The organism is Catenulispora pinistramenti (assembly GCF_018274385.1).
Classification (GTDB): Bacteria; Actinomycetota; Actinomycetes; order Streptomycetales; family Catenulisporaceae; genus Catenulispora; species Catenulispora pinistramenti.
The window spans coordinates 1-22,309 of record NZ_JAAFYZ010000136.1 but is presented as its reverse complement, the minus strand read 5'-3'; the positions used below and the strand labels follow the sequence as shown (position 1 = coordinate 22,309).

General features: G+C 71.3%; 17 protein-coding genes. 10 read left to right on the top strand and 7 right to left on the bottom strand.

The window, feature by feature from the left end; genetic code table 11:
* Positions 1–33: 33 nt before the first annotated feature.
* Positions 34–981 (top strand): alpha/beta fold hydrolase, encoded by a 948-nt coding sequence (locus KGQ19_RS31300; RefSeq protein ID WP_212015816.1) that lies wholly within the window; start codon positions 34–36, stop codon positions 979–981.
* Between the two features lie 74 nt (positions 982–1,055).
* Here KGQ19_RS31300 and KGQ19_RS31295 read toward each other — a convergent pair whose 3' ends face one another.
* Both KGQ19_RS31295 and KGQ19_RS31290 read right to left on the bottom strand, forming a co-directional pair.
* Positions 1,056–1,925, bottom strand: a complete 870-nt coding sequence (locus KGQ19_RS31295; protein ID WP_212015814.1) for a PHP domain-containing protein — start codon at positions 1,923–1,925, stop codon at positions 1,056–1,058.
* A 34-nt stretch (positions 1,926–1,959) separates the two neighbouring features.
* A complete protein-coding gene (locus KGQ19_RS31290; protein WP_212015812.1) occupies positions 1,960–2,724 on the bottom strand; it encodes an SDR family oxidoreductase in 765 nt (254 codons plus the stop codon).
* Positions 2,725–2,787: 63 nt separating this feature from the next.
* On the opposite strand from KGQ19_RS31290, the gene KGQ19_RS31285 reads away from it, so the two are divergent.
* The 3 genes from KGQ19_RS31285 to KGQ19_RS31275 all read left to right on the top strand — a co-directional run bounded on the left by KGQ19_RS31285 (position 2,788) and on the right by KGQ19_RS31275 (position 7,290).
* Positions 2,788–3,738 (top strand): RNA polymerase sigma-70 factor, encoded by a 951-nt coding sequence (locus tag KGQ19_RS31285; protein WP_212015810.1) that lies wholly within the window; start codon positions 2,788–2,790, stop codon positions 3,736–3,738.
* Between the two features lie 120 nt (positions 3,739–3,858).
* Positions 3,859–4,785 carry an NAD-dependent epimerase/dehydratase family protein gene (locus KGQ19_RS31280; RefSeq protein WP_212015808.1) on the top strand — a complete coding sequence of 309 codons (927 nt, stop codon included), beginning with the start codon at positions 3,859–3,861 and terminating at the stop codon, positions 4,783–4,785.
* 126 nt (positions 4,786–4,911) lie between these two features.
* Positions 4,912–7,290 (top strand): ATP-binding protein, encoded by a 2,379-nt coding sequence (locus KGQ19_RS31275; protein ID WP_212015806.1) that lies wholly within the window; start codon positions 4,912–4,914, stop codon positions 7,288–7,290.
* 52 nt (positions 7,291–7,342) lie between these two features.
* Here KGQ19_RS31275 and KGQ19_RS31270 read toward each other — a convergent pair whose 3' ends face one another.
* From KGQ19_RS31270 to KGQ19_RS31260, 3 genes are all read right to left on the bottom strand, one after another.
* Entirely contained in the window at positions 7,343–8,788 is a 1,446-nt protein-coding gene (locus tag KGQ19_RS31270) for an aldehyde dehydrogenase family protein (RefSeq protein WP_212015804.1), read from the bottom strand.
* A gap of 91 nt (positions 8,789–8,879) precedes the next feature.
* Positions 8,880–9,590, bottom strand: coding sequence for a VOC family protein (locus KGQ19_RS31265; protein WP_212015802.1), 711 nt, complete (start codon positions 9,588–9,590; stop codon positions 8,880–8,882).
* A 51-nt stretch (positions 9,591–9,641) separates the two neighbouring features.
* A complete protein-coding gene (locus tag KGQ19_RS31260; protein ID WP_212015800.1) occupies positions 9,642–11,096 on the bottom strand; it encodes a PucR family transcriptional regulator in 1,455 nt (484 codons plus the stop codon).
* Positions 11,097–11,186: 90 nt separating this feature from the next.
* Here KGQ19_RS31260 and KGQ19_RS31255 point away from each other — a divergent pair, with 90 nt between their 5' ends.
* Entirely contained in the window at positions 11,187–12,566 is a 1,380-nt protein-coding gene (locus KGQ19_RS31255; protein ID WP_230419730.1) for a purine-cytosine permease family protein, read from the top strand.
* The gene (locus KGQ19_RS31250; protein WP_212015799.1) at positions 12,563–13,681 is read left to right on the top strand and encodes a phosphotransferase enzyme family protein; all 1,119 of its coding nucleotides are present in this window, start codon (positions 12,563–12,565) and stop codon (positions 13,679–13,681) included. Before KGQ19_RS31255 ends, KGQ19_RS31250 begins: the two co-directional genes overlap by 4 nt.
* Before the next feature lie 12 nt (positions 13,682–13,693).
* Here the strand turns inward: KGQ19_RS31250 and KGQ19_RS31245 are convergent, their stop codons facing one another.
* Positions 13,694–15,205, bottom strand: coding sequence for a DHA2 family efflux MFS transporter permease subunit (locus tag KGQ19_RS31245; RefSeq protein ID WP_212015797.1), 1,512 nt, complete (start codon positions 15,203–15,205; stop codon positions 13,694–13,696).
* A gap of 324 nt (positions 15,206–15,529) precedes the next feature.
* Between KGQ19_RS31245 and KGQ19_RS31240 the strand changes: the two genes are divergently transcribed.
* The gene (locus KGQ19_RS31240; protein WP_212015795.1) at positions 15,530–16,279 is read left to right on the top strand and encodes a TetR/AcrR family transcriptional regulator; all 750 of its coding nucleotides are present in this window, start codon (positions 15,530–15,532) and stop codon (positions 16,277–16,279) included.
* Between the two features lie 191 nt (positions 16,280–16,470).
* Positions 16,471–17,229, top strand: coding sequence for a G1 family glutamic endopeptidase (locus KGQ19_RS31235; RefSeq protein ID WP_212015793.1), 759 nt, complete (start codon positions 16,471–16,473; stop codon positions 17,227–17,229).
* Positions 17,230–17,323: 94 nt separating this feature from the next.
* Here KGQ19_RS31235 and KGQ19_RS31230 read toward each other — a convergent pair whose 3' ends face one another.
* Positions 17,324–19,324, bottom strand: a complete 2,001-nt coding sequence (locus tag KGQ19_RS31230; protein WP_212015791.1) for a DUF2510 domain-containing protein — start codon at positions 19,322–19,324, stop codon at positions 17,324–17,326.
* 197 nt (positions 19,325–19,521) lie between these two features.
* On the opposite strand from KGQ19_RS31230, the gene gabT reads away from it, so the two are divergent.
* Together gabT and KGQ19_RS31220 are read left to right on the top strand one after the other, a co-directional pair.
* Positions 19,522–20,853: a 4-aminobutyrate--2-oxoglutarate transaminase gene (gabT, locus tag KGQ19_RS31225; protein WP_212015789.1), complete on the top strand. Its 1,332-nt coding sequence runs from the start codon at positions 19,522–19,524 to the stop codon at positions 20,851–20,853.
* 308 nt (positions 20,854–21,161) lie between these two features.
* Positions 21,162–22,115 (top strand): alpha/beta hydrolase, encoded by a 954-nt coding sequence (locus tag KGQ19_RS31220; protein ID WP_212015781.1) that lies wholly within the window; start codon positions 21,162–21,164, stop codon positions 22,113–22,115.
* Positions 22,116–22,309: the final 194 nt, after the last annotated feature.

The window sequence follows — 22,309 nt, the reverse complement described above, 5'->3', positions numbered from 1 at the left end:
CACGCCCGGGAACCGTCAACTACGCTCATCCCCATGAGCACGCCGCCCTTCGTCGACCTGCCGCCCCACACCCAGGCGATCCAGCTGCCGACCGCGGGCGGGCCGCTCGCCGCGCTGCGCGCCACACCGCCCGAGGGGGTGTCCAGGCAAGGGATCGCGGTGCTCGTCCCCGGCTACACGGGGTCGAAGGAAGACTTCATCGCGGTGCTGGCGCCGTTGGCGCAGGCCGGGTACGAGGCCGTCGCGATCGACCAGCGGGGGCAGAACGAGTCGGCGGGCCCTGAGGATCCCAAGGCCTACACGCTCCCACGGCTCGCCGCAGACCTCGGCGATGTCCTCGACGCGCTCAGCGACACCACCGGCCACGCCAACGCCGCCACGGACGCCGACACTGGCACTGGCACTGGCACAGACACCGGCACCAACGCAGACGGCGCCGCCCGCATCCACATCATGGGCCACTCCTTCGGCGGTCTCGTAGCCCGCGAATACGCCCTGGCCCGCCCGACTCGCGTCCGCACCCTCGCGATCCTCGACTCCGGCCCCGCCGCGATCCCGGGCCGCTCCGCCGAGCAGGCGAAGCTCCTGGTGGCCGCCGCCAGCTTCATGACCTCGGCCGAGATCTGGGCCGAGATGCAGAAGATGGCCGCGGCCGAGGGCGCCCCTGGGCACCCGGACGAGTGCGTGCGCGACTTCCTCCAGCGGCGCTTCGAGCACAACGACACCGGCATGCTGGTCGGCATGGGCACCGCCATCCTGTCGGCCACCGACCGGACCGCCGAACTCGCCGCCGCCGGGCTGCCGATCCTGGTCGCGGCCGGGGCCGGCGACGACGCGTGGCCGGTCGGGCTCCAGAAGGAGATGGCCACGCGTCTGGGCGCGGACTTCGTCGTGATCGAGGACGCCGCGCACTCCCCCGCCGCCGAGAACCCGGCGGTCACTGCGAAGGTGCTCGCCGACTTCTGGGCCCAGAACGGCTGAAGCCAAAACAGCTGCCGAGCCAGAGCCGCTGACTCGGAACCCCCGAACCAGAACCGCGAATCAGTACTGCCGAATCAGAACGGCCGAGTCCCACTCGACCGCGCCACCAACTCCTCGTAGACCTCCGGCTCGGTGGTCTCGTCGCCGAGCCGGATCGTCGGCTTGCGCGCTCCGTGCCAGTCCGACGAGCCGGTGGTCAGCAGCCCCAGCTCCTTGGCCATCGCGCGGACCTGGTCCCGTTCCTTCGGCCCGTGGTCGGGGTGGTTCATCTCGATGCCGGTCATCCCGGCCTCGGCGAACGCCGCGATGTCCGCCTCCGACACCACCGGGCCGCGCCGCCAGGCCAGCGGATGCGCCATCACGGTGACCCCGCCCGCGGCCTTGACCAGCGTGATCGCCCGGATCGGGTCCATGTCCAGTTTCTCCACCCGGGCCCGGCCGCCCTCGCCGAGCCAGTCCGGGGTGAACGCGGCGTCGACCGAGGCCACCACGCCGGCCTCGACGAGCGCCGTCGCCACGTGCGGCCGCCCCACCACGCCAGCCCCGGCGATCTCCTGGACCTGCTCCCAGGTGATCGGCGCGCCCAGCTCCCGCGCCTTCCGCACCATCGCCTCGGCCCGGTGCGTCCGCGACTCGCGGATCTCGGCCAGCGCGGCGGCCAGGTCCGGGTTCTCGGGGTCGAACATGTACCCGAGCATGTGCAGACCGATCCCGTGGATCTTGCACGATATCTCGGCCCCGGGCACCACGGTCTGGATGTGCGACCAGACCCCGGCTTCCCGCCCGTACCGCAGCGCTCGCCGTGCCTCGGACCAGCCGGACGTCCCGTCGTGGTCGGTGATCGCCACCACGTTCAGGCCGGCCGCCTCGGCCATGCCGACCAGCTCGGCCGGCTCGAAGGTCCCGTCGGAGGCGGTGGTGTGGGCGTGCAGGTCTATGCGCATGCCCACACGCTACCCACCGCGCCAGGCTCCCGCCTTACCGCGTGATCGTCCCGCCGTCCACGACCATCGACTCCCCGTTGACGAACGACGCCTCGTCCGAGCACAGCCACACCGCGGCCGCCGCGATCTGCTCCGGCTGTCCCACGAATCCTCCGGTGTTCTCCCGGGCCTGCATGTTCACCGCCGGCCGCTCCTCGGCCGAGTTCCGGATCATCGGGGTGTCGACCACCCCGGGGCAGATCGCGTTGATCCGCAGCCCGGAGTTCCGGTACTCGCGCGCCGCGGTCTTGGTCAGCCCGAGCACCCCGTGCTTGGACGAGCAGTACGGCGACAGGTACGGCACCGCCACCAGCCCGGCCGCCGAGGCGATGTTCACGATCGTCCCGGACTTGTTCGGCAGCATCGCCCGGATCTCATGCTTCAGGGACAGGAACACGCCGGTCAGGTTGACGCCCAGAATCCGGTTCCAGTCCGCCAGCTCGGTATCCGCGATCTTGGCCCCGGTCCCGGCCACCCCGGCGCAGTTCACCGCCGCGTCCAGCCGGCCGTATTCGGCGAGCGCCGTGGCCAGCGCCGCCTCGACCTCGGCCTCCATCGCCACGTCGGCGTGCACGAACAACGCGGTGCCACCGGCCTTGCGGATCAGGTCGACGGTCTCCGGTCCCGAATTCTCCCCGGTGTCCGTCCGGTCCACCACCACGATCGCCGCCGCGCCGCGCGCCGCGAACATCTCCGCGGTCGCCCGGCCGATCCCGCTGCCGCCGCCGGTCACCATCACGACCTTGCCCTCAGCTGCCATGCGCGCACCGTAGGTCAGACCGCGCCAAGCGTCCATGCCCGCCTCGGTAATAGGCTGGCCGCCGTGGAACAGGACCTTCCCACGTGGGATGACGCCGGGGCCGCGCAGGTCTTCAACGACCACCGCAGGCTGCTGACCTCGGTGGCCTACCGCGTGCTCGGGCGCTGGAGCGACGCCGAGGACGTGGTGCAGGACGCCTGGCTGCGCTGGAGCGGATCGGACTACACAGCGGTCGAGGACCCGAAGGCGTTCCTGGTCACGGTGACCACCCGGCTGGCCATCGACCAGCTCCGCAAGGCCCAGACCCGCAAGGAGTCCTACGTCGGCCCCTGGCTCCCGGAGCCGGTGCTGACCCGGGACGGCGCCGACACCGCCCCGGACACCGCCGACCGCGTGGTCCTGGACGACACCGTCTCGCTGGCCATGCTGCTGGTGATGGAGACCCTGTCGCCGCTGGAGCGCGCCGTGTTCGTGCTGCGCGAGGCCTTCGACTACAGCTTCGCCGAGATCGCCGCGATGCTGGACCGCACCGAGGCCGCGGTGCGCCAGCTGCTGGTCCGGGCCCGCAACCACGTGCAGGACAAGCGGCCGCGCTACCCGCTGGACGACGTCAAACGGCAGAGCATCGCCGAGCGTTTCCTGTCGGCCTGCGTCGGCGGCGACATCGCGCCGCTGCTGGAGCTGCTCTCGCCGGAGATCACGGTGATCTCCGACGGCGGCGGGGTGGTCACGGCGGCGACCCGGCCGGTGGTCGGCCTGGACCACGTCTCCCGGTTCCTGCTGGGCATCGCCCAGAAATACGCGAAGTACCTCGACGACGGCATGGATCTGCGCATCGAGATCGCACCGGTCGGGGTCAACGGCGACCCGGCGATCATCGCTTTCGCCGACGGCAAGGTGCTCTACGTCTACACGCTGGACATGGACGAGGACGGCCGGATCCGCACCGTCTTCGCGATGGCCAACCCGGAGAAGCTGAGCGGGGTGCGCGCGCTGGAGGGCGACACCGGCTGACACCGACCGAGCGGGAGTCACGCGGGTCACACGGACCCGTGTCACAGATCCCGGTCGGCGCCCGTCCTTGCGATCGAACCCGGCGGACAGCCCCGCCGAGCCGATCCCAAGGAGCTCACGATGCGTATCCTGCTCGCCGGTGCCAGCGGCGTCTTCGGCCGCGTCCTCACCCCGGCCCTGATCGACGCCGGCCATGAGGTGGTCGGCCTCACCCGCACCCAGGACGGCGTCCGCGTGATCGAGGGCATGGGCGCCACCGCGGTGGTGGCCGACGTCATGGACCGTGACCAAGTGCTCGCCGCGGTGCGCGGCCACCGCTTCGACGCCGTCATCAGCCAGCTGACCGCCCTGAAGAAGGCGCCGATGCGCAACAAGGACATGGACGTCACCAACGTCCTGCGCACGGTCGGCACCGAGAACCTGATGACGGCGGCCAAGGCCACGGGCGCCACCCGCTTCCTCACCCAGTCGATGATCTTCGGCTACGGCTACGGCGACCTCGGTCCCGGCCCGATCACCGAGGACGCGTTCTTCGGGCCCTCGCCGCGCAGGATGTTCGCCCGGCACGGCCAGGCGATGCTGCGCAACGAGCAGATCGCCTTCTGCGAGCCCGGCATCGACGGCATCTCGCTGCGCTACGGCCTGTTCTACGGCGGCCCGGCGACCACCGCCTACGTGGAGTTCCTCCAGGCCGGCAAGCTGCCGATCGTCAAGGCCGGCACCAACTCCTTCATCCACCTGGCCGACGCGGCCGGCGCGACCGTGGCCGCGCTGGAGCGGGGCAAGGGCGGCGAGGCGTACAACGTCGTGGACGACACCCCGGCCCCGTTCGCGGACGTGGCGCTGGAGATCGCGAAGGACTTCAAGACGAAGACCCCGCGCACCGTCCCGGCCTGGTTCACCAAGCCGCTGCCCTACCTGAACTGCTTCATCACCGGCCGCTGGGTGATCAGCAACGCCAAGGCCAAGGACGAGCTGGGCTGGCAGCCGCGGTACCAGTCCTTCCGCACGGGCGTGAAGGCGGACGCCGAAGCCGCCGGGATGTGACCGGGTCCGGGGGACACACCCCGACCTTTCCGGCAGGAACCTCAGCGGACACATCGAATGATCGCGACAGCGATGGAAAAAGCAATATCGTCACGAAGGAGGAGAAGCGCAGCAGGGGAGGACGCGATGTCGGGCAACGCCGGAACGACGGGCGAACCCGATCCGGAACACGCCGCCGACCTGGTGGAATTCATCGAGCTCTTGGATCAGCTGCGGATGTGGGCCGGCTCGCCGTCGACCCGTGCGCTGGCCAAGCGGGTGGGCCCGTTGCTGCGTCCGCCGCGGACGATCTCGCACTCCACGGTCGCGGAGGTGTTCCAGACCTCGCGGCGCCGACTCGACCTCGACCTGGTGGCGGGCATCGTCCGGGCGCTCGGCGCGGACGACGCCACGGTCGCCCGGTGGCGCACGGCGTATCTCCGGGTCCTGCGCGACACCAAGGCGGCCGATTTCGGCGGCGTCCTGCGGCAACTGCCGGTCGACCTGCCCACGTTCATCGGCCGCGAGAAGGAACTCGCCGCCTTGATGGACGCGGCCACCGAAGGCTCGCGCACCCTGGTGATCTCGGCGATCGAGGGCATGGCCGGCATCGGGAAGACCCAGCTCGCCCTGCACGCCGCCCATCGCCTGGTGCGGGCCGGGCGGTATGCCGACCTCCAGCTCTACGCCAACCTCCGCGGCTTCGACCCGTATCACGAGCCGTCTGACCCCGCCGCCATCCTGGACGTGTTCCTCCGGCAGCTCCAGGTGCCGGCCGCGCGCGTCCCGGCCGGGCTGGACGAGCGGGCCGCGATGTTCCGCGACCGCATCCACGGCCGCCAGGCACTGCTCCTGCTCGACAACGCCGCGGACGACAACCAGCTCAGACCCCTGCTTCCGGCGTCATCGAGCTGCCTGGTGCTGATCACCAGCCGGCGCACTCTGGCCAGCCTGGAGGGCGCCCGCACCGTCGCCCTCGACGTCCTCGACCCGTCGGAGTCGATCGAGATGCTCTCCCGCATCGTCGGCCCCGAGCGCGTCGCCGCCGAGCCGCGGGCCGCGGCGCGGATCGCCGAGCTGTGCGGCGGCCTGCCGCTGGCCGTCTCACTCGCGGCGGCGCGCCTGCGGTCCCGCCCGGTCTGGACCCTGCGGTATCTGGCCGACCGGCTGGCCACCACGCTGGACCAGATGACCACCGGCGGCCGGGGACTGTCCCAGGTCTTCGACCTGTCGTATCAGGGCCTCCCGACGGCCGCGCAACGCGTCTTCCGGCTGCTCGGCATCCATCCCGCCGGAGACTTCACCGCCTCCTCGATCACCGCGCTGACCGGGATGGACCTCGGCGAGGCCGAGCGGATCCTGGAGCTGCTCCAGGACGAGAAGCTGATCCAGCAGAAAGTCCTGAACCGTTTCGAGCTCCACGACCTGCTCCGCGCCTACGCGGCCGAGCGCGCCGCGGCCGAGATCAGCGAGCAGGAGCGCTCCGAGGCCATCGCCGCGGTCCTGAACTGGTACGTGGCGACCGCTTCGGCAGCGGTCCAGTTGGCGAACCGCCAGCCTCCCCTGCCCTTCCCCACCGGCGACGTGCGGGGCGAGAGCGTGCGGTTCGTCGACGCCAAACAGGCGCTCGCCTGGTACGACCTCGAGCGGCCGAACCTGCTGCGCGCCTTCTCGGCGGCCGCGGCGTTCGGTCACGATCGCACAGCGGTGAACCTGGCCCTGGCGATGAAGCCGTTCGAGGACATCGCCCGCAGCTGGCGGGAGTCCGAACGGCTGCTCCGCGCCGCCCTGCCGCACGCCCGGCGGTGGGCGGCGCCCGACGTCGAGGCGACCGTGCTCCAGCAGCTCGGGTTCACCCTCTTCCAGGACAACAGGTTCGAGCAGGCACTCGATCCCCTGGAAGAAGCACTGGCCCTGAGCCGGGAAAACGGGGACCTGCTGAACGAACACCTCGCACTGAACGTCAAAGCCTTGGCCTATACCGGCTTCGGCGACCACCGACAGGGCTTGGAGATCGCGCTCCAAGCCCTGGCTCTGCGGGAGCACGACGAAGTGCGCCAGACGCCCCGCACGACAGGCGTGTACAACACCGTGGCCACCTGCCTGCACGGGCTGGGCCGGCCGGCCGAAGCCGTGGCCCACATCATCACGGGCACCGCTGAGGCACAGGCCCAGAACGACTGGCTGATGGTCGCGGTGGCCAAGCACAACCTCGGCTTCACCTATCTCGTCCTGGAGCGCTTCGCCGACGCGATCACCGCCTTCGAGGAGTCGGTGCCCCTCTCGCACGATCTGGGCTTCCTCTACCTGCACGCCGACGACCTCAACGGCATCGCCCGGGCACTGCACGCCCAAGGGCGCGTGTCAGAGGCGGAAGAGTCCCACCGGAAAGCACTGGCCGTCCTCGACGACCTTCCCGAAGCCGCTCTCGCCCACTACCTGAGCCGGCTCGACGAGTCACCGCTGCGGTACCCGCCGCCTCCGGCGGACGAACCGGGTGAACGAAACGGCCCCTTGACCCGATGAGGGAATCGGATCAAGGGGCCGAGCAGGTACCGGTCTGCGAAACCAGGGATCGCTACAGGTCGATCCCGGTCAGCACCAGCACCCGCTCATATGTGTAGTCCTCCATGGCGTACTTGACGCCTTCGCGGCCCACGCCGGAGCCCTTCACACCACCGTACGGCATCTGGTCGGCGCGGAAACTCGGGGCGTCGCCGATGATGACGCCGCCGACCTCCAGATCGCGGTGCACCCGGAAGGCGGTGTGCAGGTCGTTGGTGAAGACGCCGGCCTGCAGGCCGAACTGCGAGTCGTTGACCAGGCGCACCGCCTCGTCCACGCCGTCGAAGGCGTGCAGCACCAACACCGGGCCGAACACCTCCTCGACCACCACCTTGGAGTGCGCCGGAGCGCCGGCGATCACGGTCGGCTCGTAGCTGGCGCCGTCCCGGCCGCCGCCGGTGAGCAGCGTGGCGCCGGCGCCGACCGCCTCCTCGACCCAGGCCTGGACCCGCTCGGCGGCGGCGGTGCTGATCATCGGGCCGACGTCGGTGGCGCCGTCCGCCGGGTCGCCGGTCTTCTGCGCCTCGACCGCCGCGACCACCTTCTCGACCAGCCGGTCGTAGACCGCGCGGTCGGCGTACACCCGCTGCACCGAGATGCAGGACTGGCCGGCCTGGTAGTTGGCGAAGGTGGCGATCCGCTGCGCGGCCCAGTCCAGGTCCTTCTCCGCGGAGTAGTCGGCCGTCACCACGGCCGCGGCGTTGCCGCCGAGTTCCAGCGTGACGTGCTTGTGCGGCACCTCGGCCTGGATCATCGCGCCGACCGGGCCGGAGCCGGTGAAGCTGACCACCGGCAGCCGCGGGTCGGCGGTCAGAGCGGCCATCCGGTCGTTCGGCACCGGCAGCACCGACCAGGAGCCGGCCGGCAGGTCGGTCTCGGCCAGCAGCTCACCGAGCAGCAGCGCGGTCAGCGGGGTGGCCGGGGCCGGCTTCAGGACGATCGGCGCGCCGACCGCGATCGCCGGGGCCACCTTGTGCGCGACCAGGTTCAGCGGGAAGTTGAACGGCGAGATGCCCAGCACCGGCCCGCGCGGGAAGCGCCGGGTGATCGCGGTGCGGCCGGCGGCGTTGGCGTCGGTGTCCAGCCGCTGCAACTCGCCGTTGAACCGGCGCGCCTCCTCGGCGGCCCAGCGGAACACCGAGACCGCCCGGCCGACCTCGGCCTTGGCCCACTTGAGCGGCTTGCCGTTCTCGGCGGTGATGAGCGCCGCGATCTCCTCGGCCCGCTCGGCGATCCGCCGCGAGACGTGGTCCAGCGCGGCTGCCCGGCGATAAGCGGGCTGGTCGGCGGTCTCCTTGGCGACCGCGGCGGCCGCCGCCACCGCCTGCTCCACCTGCTCCTCGGTGGGCACCGACACGGTCGCCACCAGACGGCCGTCGTACGGCGAGCGCACCTCGTAGCTGTCGGTCCCCGTGACCTGCTTACCCGCGATCCAGAACGGCGTTGCCTGCTCAGTCATGGCACTCAGCGTAGGCGCGCTCGGGCTCGCGCGCCGGTGTACGCGGTGGCCAGTCGGCGGGGACGGCTGCGCCGTTCGGGCCAGCGTGTGGTCAGACCAGCCACAGGGTGAACTCGTTGCCGTCGGGGTCGGTCAGCTCCACCTCGCCGGATCGGCCGGGAGCGGTGTCGGTGCGGGCGGCCCCGAGCGCGACCAGCCGGTCGATCTCCTTGTCGCCCTCGCTCGTCACGAGCTGGAAGCGCAGCCGGTTCCGATCGGTTTTCCGGGTGAAGGGCGGCCCACCCCAAGTGATCTTCGGACCACCGTACGGAGAGCGGATCGCCGTCTCCTGATCCTGATCCCACACCAGCGGCCAGCCCAACGCCCGGCTCCAGAAGTACCCGACCTCCTGCGACCCGTCGCTCGCGAGCGCCCCGATGAATCCGCACTCTGCGAGGAACTTGTTCCCGGCCGCGATCACGCAGAACTCGTTGCCCTCCGGATCGGCGAGCACGACGTGCGTCGCATCGGGCCCCTGCCCCACGTCATGGTGCCGTCCGCCGAGTGCGAGCGCACGCGCCACAGTCTCCTGCTGGCCTTCCGGCGACACGCTCGTCAGGTCGAAGTGCATCTGGTTCTGCCGGGTCTTCTCGGCCTCCGACGGCAGGAACCGGATTTGGAACCCGGTGTCGTCGTCGGGAATCAGCCCGACGCCGTCGCCGATGCCATCGGTTTGCTCCCAGCCGAGGACTCCGCCCCAGAACCGGGCCAACAGCACGGGGTCGTGTGCGTCGATGGACAAGCCGGCGAGTTTGGCGGTCATCCCCCGAGCCAACCATTCCTCCACCTGCGCTGCGACTTCTTTTCAGCCCGCCTACTGCCCCTCGCGCACCCGCAGCGCGAACCACAATTCCATCCGCGCGTCAGCCGAATCGGCAGCCGTCAGGTCCTTCCCCAGCAGCTCCCCCGCTCGCGCGATGCGAGCCCGCACGGTGTGCCGGTGCACCCCGAGTTCCGCAGCCGCCGAGTCCCACTGCCCGTTGTGCGCCAGCCACGCGCGCAGCGTCGGCACCAGCGCCGAGCGGTCCGCCTCGGTCAGCGGGGCCAGCACCGCGGCGGCGAAGTCGCGGACCGCCTGGTCCGCGAACAGCGTCGACAGGCCCGAACCGGCCTCGGCGAAGGACACCGTGGGCCGTCCGGTCCGGCGCGCCGTCGCCAGCGCCTCGCCGGCCTGGCGGTAGCCGCGGCCGAAGTCCGCGTAGCCGATCGCGTCCGACACGCCGCCGGCGAAGTCCGGATAGTCGGCCGGGGCTACCAGCACGCGCTCGTTGCCCTCTTCGAGCACGAACATCCGCTCCGGCACGGCCTCGTCGCGCACCGAGTCCCGGGCGATCCGCACCGGCTCCGGCGGCAACGGCACGCGCAGCTCCCCGGCGGCCTCGCGCGCCGCGTCCACGTGACCGGCCAGCAGCAGCCGCACCACCGCGCGGCGCAGCGTCAGCTCGGCGACCGTCACGTCCTTGGTCGGCAGCTCGACGCCGAGGGTGAGCAGGGTGAGCGCCACGGCCAGGATCTGGCGGCCGGTGATGTCCGGCCCGCTGTCGCGGCCCAGCAGGCCGACCGCCAGGAAGCCCGAGACCCGCTTGCCGACGCCGAGCGCGTGCACCTCGACGTGCCCTGAGTCGGTCATGATCGAGGCGCTGCTGGGCAGCATCCGGCCGCGCAGCCGGGCCAGCTCCGGCGCCAGGTCCAGGCCGGCCGGCATCGGGCCCGCGCTGTGCAGGACCGAACCGTCGGCCCCGAGCAGCACCGCCCACGCCCCGGGCCCGAGCCCGCGCACCAACGACCGCACCAGGGACCGCTGCGGCTCGTGGGCCAGCGCCGACTTCACCAAGTCCTGCTGCGTCCGGTACCCCTCGGTGATGGCGCGGTACTCCTCGGCCGCCAGCGCCTTCGACACCGACTTCGCGATCGCGATGAACGGTGTGGCCTTGGGAACCTCCAGCACCGGCAGACCGTGCGCGGCGGCCGCGGCGACGAACCGCTCCGGCACCGCCGCGTTGTTCAGCCCGACGCCGAACCCCAGGCCCGCGACCCCGGCCCGGACCAGCCCGGACAGGAAGGCCTCCAGGTCGAAGCCCGGATCGGCCAGGCGCAGCCCGGTGGTCAGCAGCAGCTCACCGCCCTCCAGGAACGGCGCCGGGTCGTTCAGCTCGGTCGTGTGCACCCACCGCACCTCGCGCGAGGTGTCCCCGGCCGGCCCCTCGGAGGTGAGCAGACGCAGCCCCAGAGGTCGGTCGGCGAGCAGGGAGGCGATCGTCGGCGGCACAGCCCCAGCCTACGTCGCCGCCGCCCGCCGCCGGGGCCGGCGATCGCCCTTCGAACAGCGGTGCGCGCGCCCCGTACGATGGTGCACGCCATGACGACCACCACGCCGGCCGCCGCCGCTCCCGCCGAGGCCCCGCTGCTCCTCACCACCGAGGCCCCGCGCGTCCTCTCTTTCAGCGACCAGGCCGCGTTCTGGGCGAACCTGGGCGTCAGCCTGATCGGGTTCTCCTCCGCCGCGGTCGTGTTACTGCCCACCGGCTACTCGCCGCTGCCGATCCCGGCCTCGCTGCTGGCGATCGCGCTGGGCACTGTGGCCGGAATGGTGATGACCGCCATCGCCGGCGTGGTCGGCACCCGCACCGGGGCCCCGGCGATGGCCGTGCTGCGCGGCCTGTTCGGCACCCGGCTGTCCTGGCTGCCGAGCCTGGCGAACATCTTCCAGATGGTCGGCTGGGGCGTGTACGAGATCACGGTCATCGTGCAGGGCGTGGACGCCATGCCCCACACCCACGGCATCCCGCGTCCGCTGTTGGTGCTCGCGGCCGGGGCGCTGTGCACATCGATGGCGATCTGGCCGCTGTCGGTGCTGCGCGCCCTGCGCAAGTACGTGACCGGCGCGGTCGCCGTCGCCATGCTCTACTTCACGGTCCAGCTGCTGCGGAACCCGATCCCGCACCAGACCGGCACCTCCTGGAACGGCTTCTTCCCGGCCGTCGACGCCGCGCTCGCGCTGTCGGTGTCGTTCCTGCCCATGGCCGCCGACTACATGCGGCACGCCCGCAGCTCCAACCAGGCCGGCGGCGCGGCCGTCGTCGGCTACAGCATCACGCAGTTCTGGTGCTACGCGATCGGCATCGTGGCGCTGCTCCAGGCCGGACCGAACGGCGACGTCTTCCACACCATGCTCGGCGTGACCGCGGGCTGGGTCTTCTTCCTGGTGCTGGTGCTGCGCGAGTCGGACCAGTCGTTCGCGAACGTGTACTCGACCGCGATGTCGATCCAGAACCTGCTGCCCCGGGTGGACCGGCGGATCCTGGCCGGCGGGGTCGGCGCCCTGGTGACGGTGATCGCGCTGTTCGTCCACGACCTCGGCGGCTTCGCGAACTTCCTCGGGCTGATCGGCTCGGTCTTCGTGCCGCTGGCCGCGGTGGTCGGCGTCGACTACTTCCTGGGCCGGGGCCGGCAGGGCCGCTGGGACCTGTCCGAGCGCTCCCCGGCGCGGCCGGCGATGCTGCTGCCCTGGGCCCTGGGCTTCGTGGTCTACCAAGTGCTGAACCCGGGCTCGGTGGACTGGTGGGCGCACGGCTGGATGCACGTCCAGGACTGGATCCACGTCCACCCGGGCTGGTGGGCCTCGGCCTCGCTGTACTCGTTCGCGGCGGCGGCGCTGGCCACCGGCGCGATCGTGGCGCTGGACCGGCGGCGCGCGCCGAGGACGGAACAGGCGACACCCGCGGAAGCCACCGCATGAGCGGGACCGCCGAAGATGATCTCGTCTTCGGCATGGGGGCGGAGTCGGTCGTGCAGCGCGACTGGCCGAGCCTTACCGCGGCGGAAGTCGAGGAAGTGCTCGGCACGCAGATCGCCGAGATCGAGTGGCGCAGCCCGCGCCCCCTGTCCACGACAGCCCGCATCCGCACGCCCGACGGCCGCCGCCTGATCGTGAAGCGCCTGCCGTTGGCCTTGCGCACCCCCGAGGCCCTGGCCGAGGAACACGGCTTCATGGACCACATCCGCGAGCGCGGCATCCCGGTCCCCCCGGCGCGCGCTGCCGGCCTGCGCGGCGACTTCATCTACGAGATCCAAGATCTCGGCGTCGGCGAAGACCTGTATCGAGACGTCTTCTCGTGGTCGCCTTACAAACCGGGTCACCCCGGATACGCCGGCGCGATGCTGGCCCGCCTGCACACCGCCGCAGAGGGCTACGGGGCCCCGGCCCGACCCTGGCGACCGTTGAAGTCCGGCTTCTCGCTCTTCAGCGCGGCCGACCCGATCGCGGCCATCGAGCAGATCGCCGCACGCCGCCCACAACTCGCGGACTTCCTGGCCGCCCGCGACTGGCGCTCCGACGTCGAACGGCTCCTGCTCCCGTTCCACCAGCGGCTGACCGACGACCTCGCCCCGTTGTGGACCCACAACGACTGGCATGGCACCAACCTGCTCTGGTCCGGCGACCGCCGAGAGCCGGCCATCACCTCGGTCCTGGACTTCGGCTTGTCCGACCGCACCACCGCCGCCTACGACCTGGCCATCGCGATCGAGCGGTTCGCCGTGGACTGGGTCGGGCTGCGCGACGGCGGGCCCGCGAACTTCCAAAAGCGCCAACTCCAGTCGTTCCTGCACGGCTACACCGCGATCCGGCCGCTCAGTGCCGCCGAGTCCGCCGCCCTGCCGAACCTCTTCCCGCTGTGCCACGCCGAATACGAGCTCTCAGAGATCGACTACTTCCTGTCGGTCGTCCCCGGCGGCAGCGAGAAGAACGCCGAAATCGCCTACCGCGACTGGTTCCTCGGACACGCAAAATATGCGGAGTCCGAGGAAGGACAAGCCTTCCTCGGACTCCTCGGAGGGGACACGCCGGTGTGAAACCGGCCCTCCTCAGTGCCCCTCAGCCTCCTGGGTGTGCTTCGACATCGTGAAGGCGACGGCCCACGCGACCACCAGAATCGCGGCGCTGATCACGAAGACCAGGGTCGCGGCGGTCGGGACGCTGGTCATCATCGCCCCCGCCTTGTCGAAGAACACCGTGCCCAGCGCGGCGATCCCGAAGGCGCCGGCCAGCTGCTGCATCGCGTTCAGCAGGCCCGAAGCCGAGCCCACCTCGGCATCGTCCAGGTCGCCCAGGACGGTGCCGAAGATCGGGCCGAAGATCAGGCCCATGCCCATCCCGGAGACCAGCAGCGGGGCGACGAGCGTCCAGCTGGTGGTGGTCGCGCCGTAGTTGTGCACCAGCAGCGCGGCGATCACGGTACCGAGCGACATGACCAACATGCCGGCCTGCAGGGTGCGGCGCGGGCCGATCTTCGGCATCAGCCCCTGCGAGGCGCCCATCGAGAGCATGGTGCCGATCGACCAGGGCAGCATCGTCAGACCGGCGTGCAGCGCGCTGAAGTGCAGACCGACCTGCATGAACAGGGTGTAGACGAAGAACACGCCGCTCATCGCCGCCGCGAAGGAGAACAGCACGGCGATGCCGCTGACGAAGGAGCGCTTGCGGAACACGGTCGGCACCACGAACGGGTCGCGGCCGGCCGCGCTGCGGTGGCGCTGGTGCAGGGCGAAGACGCCGAAGGTGGGGACGGCGGCGGCCATCAGGGCGAACATCCACGCCGGCCAGCCCGCCTCGCGGCCCTGGACCAGCGGGTAGACCAGCATCATGATGCCGGCGGTGGCCAGCAGCATGCCGATCAGGTCCAGCTTGGGCTTGGTGCCGTCGGCGGCATGCTCGTCCCGGGGCAGCACCTTGCTGCCGAAGGCCAGCGCGGCGATCCCGACCGGCACGTTGACCAGGAAGATGGCCCGCCAGCTGAGCCCGAACAGGTTCGCGCCGACCAGCCAGCCGCCCAGGATGGGGCCGAGGGTCGCGGCCAGGCCCATCATCGGGCCGAAGATGCCGAAGACCGAGTTCATCTTCTCCGGCGGGACCATCGCCCGCAGCATGCCCAGGCCCTGCGGGATCATCACCGCGGCGAAGGCGCCCTGCAGGATGCGCGCGCCGATCAGCTCGCCCGAGGTCTGGGCCAGTGAGCACAGGATCGAGCCGGCCAGGAAGCCGGAGATGCCGACCTGGAACATCCGCTTGCGGCCGAAGACGTCGCCGAGCCGGCCGCCGGTGGTCAGCATGACCGCGAAGGCCAGCGTGTAGCCGGCGACGATCCACTGCAGCGCCGAGGTCGAGGCCCCGAGGTCGGTCCGCAGGACCGGGCTGGCGATGTTCATGATCGTGGTGTCCAGCAGGTCCATGATGTCGGCGCCGATGATGGCGAACAACGCCAGGATCACGGCGCGGCCGAGCTTGGACTTGGCCGGACTCGGCGCTTCGGCGGAGTCGGGAGGCCCGCTCTCGGAGTGGTCGATGGTCTGGTTCGAGGTGTCGACGGTGCTGGTCATGATGGTCCCCCTCCGGGACGGCTGCGGAAGAACGCCGTTCGAGCGATCGAACGCCGTTCGGTGGTGACATGCTTACGATATATCTCGTGTTCGGGATGTCAAGCTATATCGCGAATCTCGCTCGTGCCGCACGATCAGCGCGGCCTACCCGGGTCCCACGCGGGATCAGACGACCCGCGACGCTCGGACTCATCGACGCGAACGCCGTTCGAGTGGCTACGAACACCGTTCTACATCCGAACACCGTTCGAGTCAAACGGTGTTCGCCTTTACGAACGTCGTTCGAGAGGCGTACAGTGTTCGTGAAGGAAGGAGCCATTCCCGATGGCCGAGCCAGTAGCCCCGAATCCGCCGGAGAGTGCACCCCCGGCGCCGGTCCCCCCGTGGGAGCGCACGCGCAAAGCCAAGGCCCCCGCGCGCACTCCGCTGAGCCAGGAGGCGATCGTCGAGGCCGCGCTGCGGATCCTGGAGACCGACGGCTACGACGCGCTGTCCATGCGCCGCGTCGCCGCGGACCTGGGCACGGGAGCCGCGTCCCTGTACGCGCACGTCGCGAACAAGGACGAGCTGGTGAAGCTGGCCCTGGACCGGGTGTTCGTCGACGTCAGCTTCCCCGAGCCGGACCCGGAGCGCTGGATGGAACAGGTGCGCGAGATGATGCGCGGCACCCGGAAGATCCTGCAAAGCCACCCCGGCCTGGCCCGCGCCATGCTGGGCCGGGTCCCCATGGGCCCGAACGGGATCCACATCATCGAGGGCTTCATGGGACTGCTGCGGGCCGGCGATCTGCCGGACCGGGTGGCCGCCTGGGCCGGCGACGTGATCGCCCTCTACGTGGTGGCGAACGTCTTCGAGGAGGACATCCGCTTCTCGATCCACGGCGAGGCCTCGCAAGAGGACGTCGAGGCCTGGGCCGGGGAGATGAAGGGCTACATCAGGTCCCTACCACCGGAACAGTTCCCGAATATGCTGGCCCTGGCGGACCCGATGTTCGAGACCGGCGGTCCGGACGGCCGCTTCGAGTTCGGCCTGGATCTGATGCTGCGCGGCCTGGCCTCCCACTCTCGGCGCTGATCCGGCACTGACCGGGCACTGACCGGGCACTGATCCGACACGGAGGCGGCGCGGAGGCGTCCCCGGCGGCAGCGCGGAGGCGGCGAACGGCTGCGCGGCCTGGCGAATCGGGCTTTCGTCCCTTTTAGGGCAGACATCTTCAAAAGGGTTACCTAGTCTCCATCTCAGAACATAGAGATTGGAGACGCCGGATGTCTTCTTCCCGCCGCCGGCCGGCCGCCGCCGTGGCGCTCACCGGAGCGATATCCGCGGCCCTCATCACCACCCCGGCCGCGTCCGCGGCGAACGGCGGCGACCCCGCCCGGACGATCACCCACGACCGGGCGATCGGCCCCGATCTGCGCCACAGCGCCTCCGCGAACTGGGCCGGCTACGCCGCGTCCGGCGGCGGGTACCACTCGGTCAGCGCCACCTGGACCGAACCCCGCGTCAGCTGTCGGTCGCAGAACACGTACTCCTCGTTCTGGATCGGCCTGGACGGCGACGGCAGCAGCTCGGTCGAGCAGATCGGCACCGAGGCCGACTGCGCCAAAGGCTCGGCGGCCTACTCCTCCTGGTACGAGATGTACCCCGGCGGCCCGGTGAACCTCTCCGGTGCGATCTCCCCCGGCGACGTCATCCGCGCCTCGGTCATCTACAACGGCTCCGGCCGCTTCACCCTGAACATCGGCGACCAGACCAAGGGGTGGTCCCACTCGATCGACGCGCACCTCGACAACCCGGCCCTGGCCTCGGCCGAGGTCATCGCCGAGGCGCCGTCCGACGCCACCGGCGTCCTGCCGCTGTCCGACTTCGGCACCGCCTCGTTCGGCGCGGCCAGCGCGAACGGCACCGGGCTGGGCTCGTTCAACCCGGAGCCGATCACGATGACGAGCGGCGGCACCACGAAGGCGGCGCCCTCGCCGATCTCGCCGTCCGGGGACTTCACCGTAACGTGGCACTCCGGCTGAGGCGCCGGGCGACCTGCTGCCCGCGCACCCGCCGCCATCCGGGCCGCCGGCGCCTCGACGACCGCCTCGCCAACCGCCTCGCCAACCGCCGCGACTACCCCCGCAGGTCCACCAGCACCGGCGGCGTCCGGAACCCCTCGGCCGTGGACAGCGACACCAGCGCGTGCCCGGTCGGGATCTCGTTGATGATCTCCGACGGCGACCACACGTAGCGCTCCACCGGCCGGGTCGCCACCGAGCGCTGCTGCGTCACCGACGATCCGCCGGTCAGCGCCAGCAGCTGGCCGGGGCGCCGGACGTTGCGCACCCGGCCCATCGACTGCACGCTGCGGCGGCGCTCCGGGGGCCCGGTGATGGTGCCGCTGCGGGTGGTGTTCTCCTGGCCGGTGGTCACCGTGGTCTCGGCCACCCACTGCTTGCCCCAGAAATCGGCGATGTAGGCCGCGTCCTGCGGGTCGATCCCGGCGAACACCGCCTTGCAGCCGGTGTTCGCGAAGACCGTGGCCCGCAGGTCCTCGGGGAACTCGCGCATCGACTGGGCCAGCAGGATCAGGCCGGCGTTGGCCGCGCGGGCCCGTTGCAGGCCCTGGACCACGTACTCGTCGACGAAGCGGCCGGCGTCGTCGACGATCAGGCCCTTGAAGACCGAGCGGTCGACGTCCGGCGCCGACACGGTCTGCACGAACTGCGAGACCGCCAGCCGGGCCAGGATCCGCGCGGCCTGCGGGTAGGCGGCCTCCGGAAGCGCGATCCGGACCCGCATCGGCCGGTCGATCTGCCGCATCGAGAACTTCTGCTCCGACCGGCCGTCGAACAGCTCGACCAGCGCCGGCCGGTCCAGCAGCCGCAGCCGCTCCACCAGCAGCCGCGGGCCGCCCTCGACCAGCTCGACGATCAGTTCCTTGAGCGTCGGGTAGCGGCCCTCCCGCTCGCGGAACCAGCTCAGCGCGGCGTCCAGCCCGTTGTGCGCGGCCGCGTCGGCCTCCGGCTCGACGCCCGGCGGCAGCAGCGCGCCGGCCAGCCGGTCGGCGGCCTCGGCCGGGTTGCGCGCGCCGCCGTAGAGGTCGAAACCCCACTGCGAGTCCGGGTCCAGGGGGTCGATGTCGACGTCGAAGAAGCCGGGCAGGCTGTAGTCGCCGTGCGGGTCGATGACCACGACCGAGGCCATGTTGGTCAGCGTCTGCAGGCCGAGCAGTTCCACGATCGGCCGGGCGAAGCTGCGGGTCTTGCCGCTGCCGGTGGGCCCTATCACCAGCAGCGAGGTGCGCAGGACCTCGGCGTCCAGGGCGAAGGTCTGGCCGGAGTGGGTCGCCGGGTTCTTCGCGGTGTCCGAGGCGACGCCGAGCCGCACCTGGCCGGTCATCAGGTCGTGCTCGCCGAGCCGGGCCGGCAGGTCGCGCTGGCCGGAGGGGTGCAGCCAGGAGTGCGGGCCGGAGTCCTCGATCTCGGCGGCCACCAGCGCCAGCCGGTCCTGGTCGCCGCGGGCCTGCCGGATCACCCGGACCATGCGGACGTAGTCGACGTCGGTGAGCTCGCCGTGGTCGGCCGCGACATCCAGCCGGCTGGCGGCCGCGACATGCCCGGCCTCGCGCAGGTCGACCCACATGTCCGGCCTCGGCGGCGGGGGCACCTCACGCTTCTTGCCCAGCCCGGTCAGACCGGCCAGCCGGTCGCCGTGCTGCGCCCACAGCACCCGGCCCACCGGCAGCCAGCCCCCGGCCCAGCCGCAGACGCCGAGCAGCGCGACCAGGTAGACCACCCACACCGCGGCGCCGCTCAGGCCGATCGAGGTGAGGATGATGGACGCCGGCACCGCCAACACCACCCCGGCCAGCGGCGCGTAGAGCAGGTATCGCAGGGCACGTTGGCGGGACTCGCGACTGACCCGCACCGCGGCCGCCGCCTCCGGGTCCCGGCCGTAGGCGAACACCCCCGGCACGTCCACCAGCCGCGGCCCGTGTACCCAGGACTGCACGTCAGGCCGGGTGCGCTCGGTCCATCTGGTTCCGGTCCAGTAGCGCACCTGCGGTTCCCCGGAGGGGTCGGCGTACCAGCCGGGCGGCAGCGGGCCGGGGCCCTGGCCTTCAGTCGTCACACGTTCTGTGTATCAGAACTACGACGCAGCGAAAGGGACGTCCGCGGCACGCACATCCGGCCGCGGGCACCCCACTCGCCAATTCGGCTCAACCCCACCCCCGCACCCGCCACCGCGTCCTGTGCCGGGCCGTCACGGCGCGCTTAGGCTGCGAGGGAACCGCGCGACCAACCCCGCATCCAGGAGGCAGAGGGTCCATGACCGAGCTCAAGCAGGAACGGCGTCTCGTCACCGAGATCCCCGGCCCGAAGTCCCGCGAGCTGTTCGAGCGCCGCAACAAGGTGGTCGCGCGCGGTATTTCCACGACCCTGCCGGTCTTCATCACCGACGCCGACCGCGCGGTGCTGCAGGACGCCGATGGGAACCAGCTGCTCGACTTCGGCTCCGGCATCGCGGTGACCTCGGTCGGGCACGCCGACTCCAACGTCGTGCACAGGGCCTCCGAGCAGCTGGCGAAGTTCACGCACACCTGCTTCATGGTCACCCCCTACGAGTCCTACGTGGCGGTCTGCGAGGCCCTGGCCGAGCTCACCCCCGGCGACTTCGAGAAGCGCTCGGCGCTGTTCAACTCCGGGGCCGAGGCCGTGGAGAACGCGGTCAAGATCGCCCGCGCCTACACCAAGCGCCAGGCGGTCGTCGTCTTCGACCACGGCTACCACGGCCGGACCAACCTCACGATGGCGCTGACCGCCAAGGTCGCCCCCTACAAGGACGGCTTCGGCCCGTTCGCCCCCGAGGTCTACCGGGTCCCGATGGCCTACCCCTTCCGCTGGCCCACCGGCCCGGACAACGCCGCGGCCGAGGCCCTGGAGCAGACCAAGATCCTGATCGAGAAGCAGGTCGGCGCGCACAACGTGGCCGCGGTGCTGATCGAGCCGATCCAGGGCGAGGGCGGCTTCATCGTCCCGCCGGACGGCTTCCTGCCCGGCCTGGCCGCCTGGTGCCGGGAGAAGGGCATCGTCTTCATCGCCGACGAGATCCAGTCCGGCTTCTGCCGCACCGGCGACTGGTTCGCGGTCGACCACGAGGGCGTGGTCCCGGACCTGATCACCACCGCCAAGGGCATCGCCGGCGGCCTGCCGCTGGCCGCGGTCACCGGCCGCGCCGAGATCATGGACGCCGCCGGCCCCGGAGGCCTGGGCGGCACCTACGGCGGCAACCCGGTGGCCTGCGAGGGCGCGCTCGGCGCCATCCAGACCATGCGCGAGCAGGACCTGCCGGCCAAGGCCCGCAGGATCGAGACCCAGATGGTGGGCCGGCTCACCAAGCTGGCCGCCGCCGACCCCCGGATCGGCGAGGTCCGCGGCCGCGGCGCGATGATCGCGGTCGAGCTGGTCCAGCCCGGCACCAAGGAGCCGGACGCCGCCCTGGCCGCCGCGGTGGCGAAGAAGTGCCACAGCGAAGGCGTCGTGATCCTGACCTGCGGGACGTTCGGCAACGTGCTGCGGTTCCTGCCCTCGCTGGTGATGAGCGAGGCGCTGCTGGACGAGGGCCTGACGGTGATCGAGGGCGCTTTCGCCGCGGTCTGAGATCTTCGCGGATACGCAGATCACGGCATGACTTCGCTGCGGCCGGTATGGGATTTCCCGTACCGGCCGCCTTGGTGAGTGGGGAAGTCCTGGGCCGGCGACAGCGCCGCTTCGGAGCCGCGGGAGCCGCCCAGCACGAGAATGTGCGACCGGTCGACACCCGGCTATCTCTCCAGCCAGGTCACGGCCTTCGCGAACGGTGCCATCGCCCGTGTTCCCCCACTACCCCTCCGGACCACCCAGCGCGCGATGCCCGATTCGCGGCGTTACGGTCGCGGTGTCCCGCTGCGCGATGAGGGAGCCCTGCGATGCCCGACCCCGACCCCGGTTCCGGCCGTGGTTCCGACCCCGGTGCCGGTGCCGGTCCTGGTGCCAGCCGTCGTCCGGGTTCCCGGTCCCGGCTCGCGCCGGTGCGGGAAGACGTGTGGCTGGCGACGACGCCGGACGGCGTGGAGCTGTTCCTGCGGGAGTGGACGCCCACGGTGGAGGTCGAGCGGGGCGCGATCCTGCTGGTCCACGGCCTCGGCGAGCACAGCGGCCGCTACCGGCGGCTGGCCGAGTTCCTGACCGAAGCCGGGTATCGGGTGCGGGCCTACGACCACGCGGGGTTCGGTCGCTCGGGCGGCCAACGCGGGCACATCCGACGCCCGCTGGCTTTGCTCGACGATCTGTCGACGGTGTTCGAGGACTTCGATGCCGCGGTACGTCTCGACGATCCGGGCGCTCCACCGCCGCTGATACTGGGGCACAGCATGGGCGGCTGCATCGTGGCGCGGGCGTTGAGCGGCGGCGTAGTGCACCCGACGGCGGCGGTACTGGCGTCACCGGCGGTAGGGCAGCGCGCGGCGGGAGTGCAGAACGCAGCGCTGCGCCTGGCGGAGTTCCTACCTGACCGCCTCACCGTCCCGAACGGCCTGCCGAAGAGCGCACTGTCGCACGACCCGGCGACCGCGGCGGCGATGCGCGAGGACCCGTTCTGCCACGACCGCATCTCGGCGGCGCTGGCCCACTTCGTCTTCGACGAGGGCGAACGCGCGGTCGCCGACGCGGGCCGCGTCCCCTGCCCGGTACTGCTGCTGATCGCGGGCGGCGACCGGGTGATCGACCCGGCCGGCGAGCGCCGCCTGGCCGCGGCGCTCCCGACCGCGACCACCCGCGTCGAGGAGTTCCCCGAGGCGTACCACGAACTGTTCAACGAGGCGGAGCCAACGCGGGCATTCGCGCTGGACGCGCTGCGGGGCTGGTTGGAGGGGCTGAAGTGAGTGTGAGAGAGACGGAGGCAAGCTGGTGAGGGTTCTGATGGCGACGGCGAGCGCGGTACTGGTGGCGATGGCTATAGCGGACGCGGGCTCCATATCCACGGCAGCAGCGGCAGCAGCCACCCCCCTACCGACCACGCGCACAACACCGGCCCCGACCGCGGAAAAACCGGCGAACCCCACAGTCCGCCCCAACC

Coding starts and splice junctions, on each gene's coding strand:
- KGQ19_RS31265 (WP_212015802.1), bottom strand. CDS start 9,590: ATGACCGCCAAACTCGCCGGCTTGTCCATCGACGCACACGACCCCGTG.
- KGQ19_RS31295 (WP_212015814.1), bottom strand. CDS start 1,925: ATGCGCATAGACCTGCACGCCCACACCACCGCCTCCGACGGGACCTTC.
- KGQ19_RS31280 (WP_212015808.1), top strand. CDS start 3,859: ATGCGTATCCTGCTCGCCGGTGCCAGCGGCGTCTTCGGCCGCGTCCTC.
- KGQ19_RS31290 (WP_212015812.1), bottom strand. CDS start 2,724: ATGGCAGCTGAGGGCAAGGTCGTGATGGTGACCGGCGGCGGCAGCGGG.
- gabT (WP_212015789.1), top strand. CDS start 19,522: ATGACCGAGCTCAAGCAGGAACGGCGTCTCGTCACCGAGATCCCCGGC.
- KGQ19_RS31250 (WP_212015799.1), top strand. CDS start 12,563: ATGAGCGGGACCGCCGAAGATGATCTCGTCTTCGGCATGGGGGCGGAG.
- KGQ19_RS31245 (WP_212015797.1), bottom strand. CDS start 15,205: ATGACCAGCACCGTCGACACCTCGAACCAGACCATCGACCACTCCGAG.
- KGQ19_RS31255 (WP_230419730.1), top strand. CDS start 11,187: ATGACGACCACCACGCCGGCCGCCGCCGCTCCCGCCGAGGCCCCGCTG.
- KGQ19_RS31300 (WP_212015816.1), top strand. CDS start 34: ATGAGCACGCCGCCCTTCGTCGACCTGCCGCCCCACACCCAGGCGATC.
- KGQ19_RS31220 (WP_212015781.1), top strand. CDS start 21,162: ATGCCCGACCCCGACCCCGGTTCCGGCCGTGGTTCCGACCCCGGTGCC.
- KGQ19_RS31235 (WP_212015793.1), top strand. CDS start 16,471: ATGTCTTCTTCCCGCCGCCGGCCGGCCGCCGCCGTGGCGCTCACCGGA.
- KGQ19_RS31240 (WP_212015795.1), top strand. CDS start 15,530: ATGGCCGAGCCAGTAGCCCCGAATCCGCCGGAGAGTGCACCCCCGGCG.
- KGQ19_RS31275 (WP_212015806.1), top strand. CDS start 4,912: ATGTCGGGCAACGCCGGAACGACGGGCGAACCCGATCCGGAACACGCC.
- KGQ19_RS31270 (WP_212015804.1), bottom strand. CDS start 8,788: ATGACTGAGCAGGCAACGCCGTTCTGGATCGCGGGTAAGCAGGTCACG.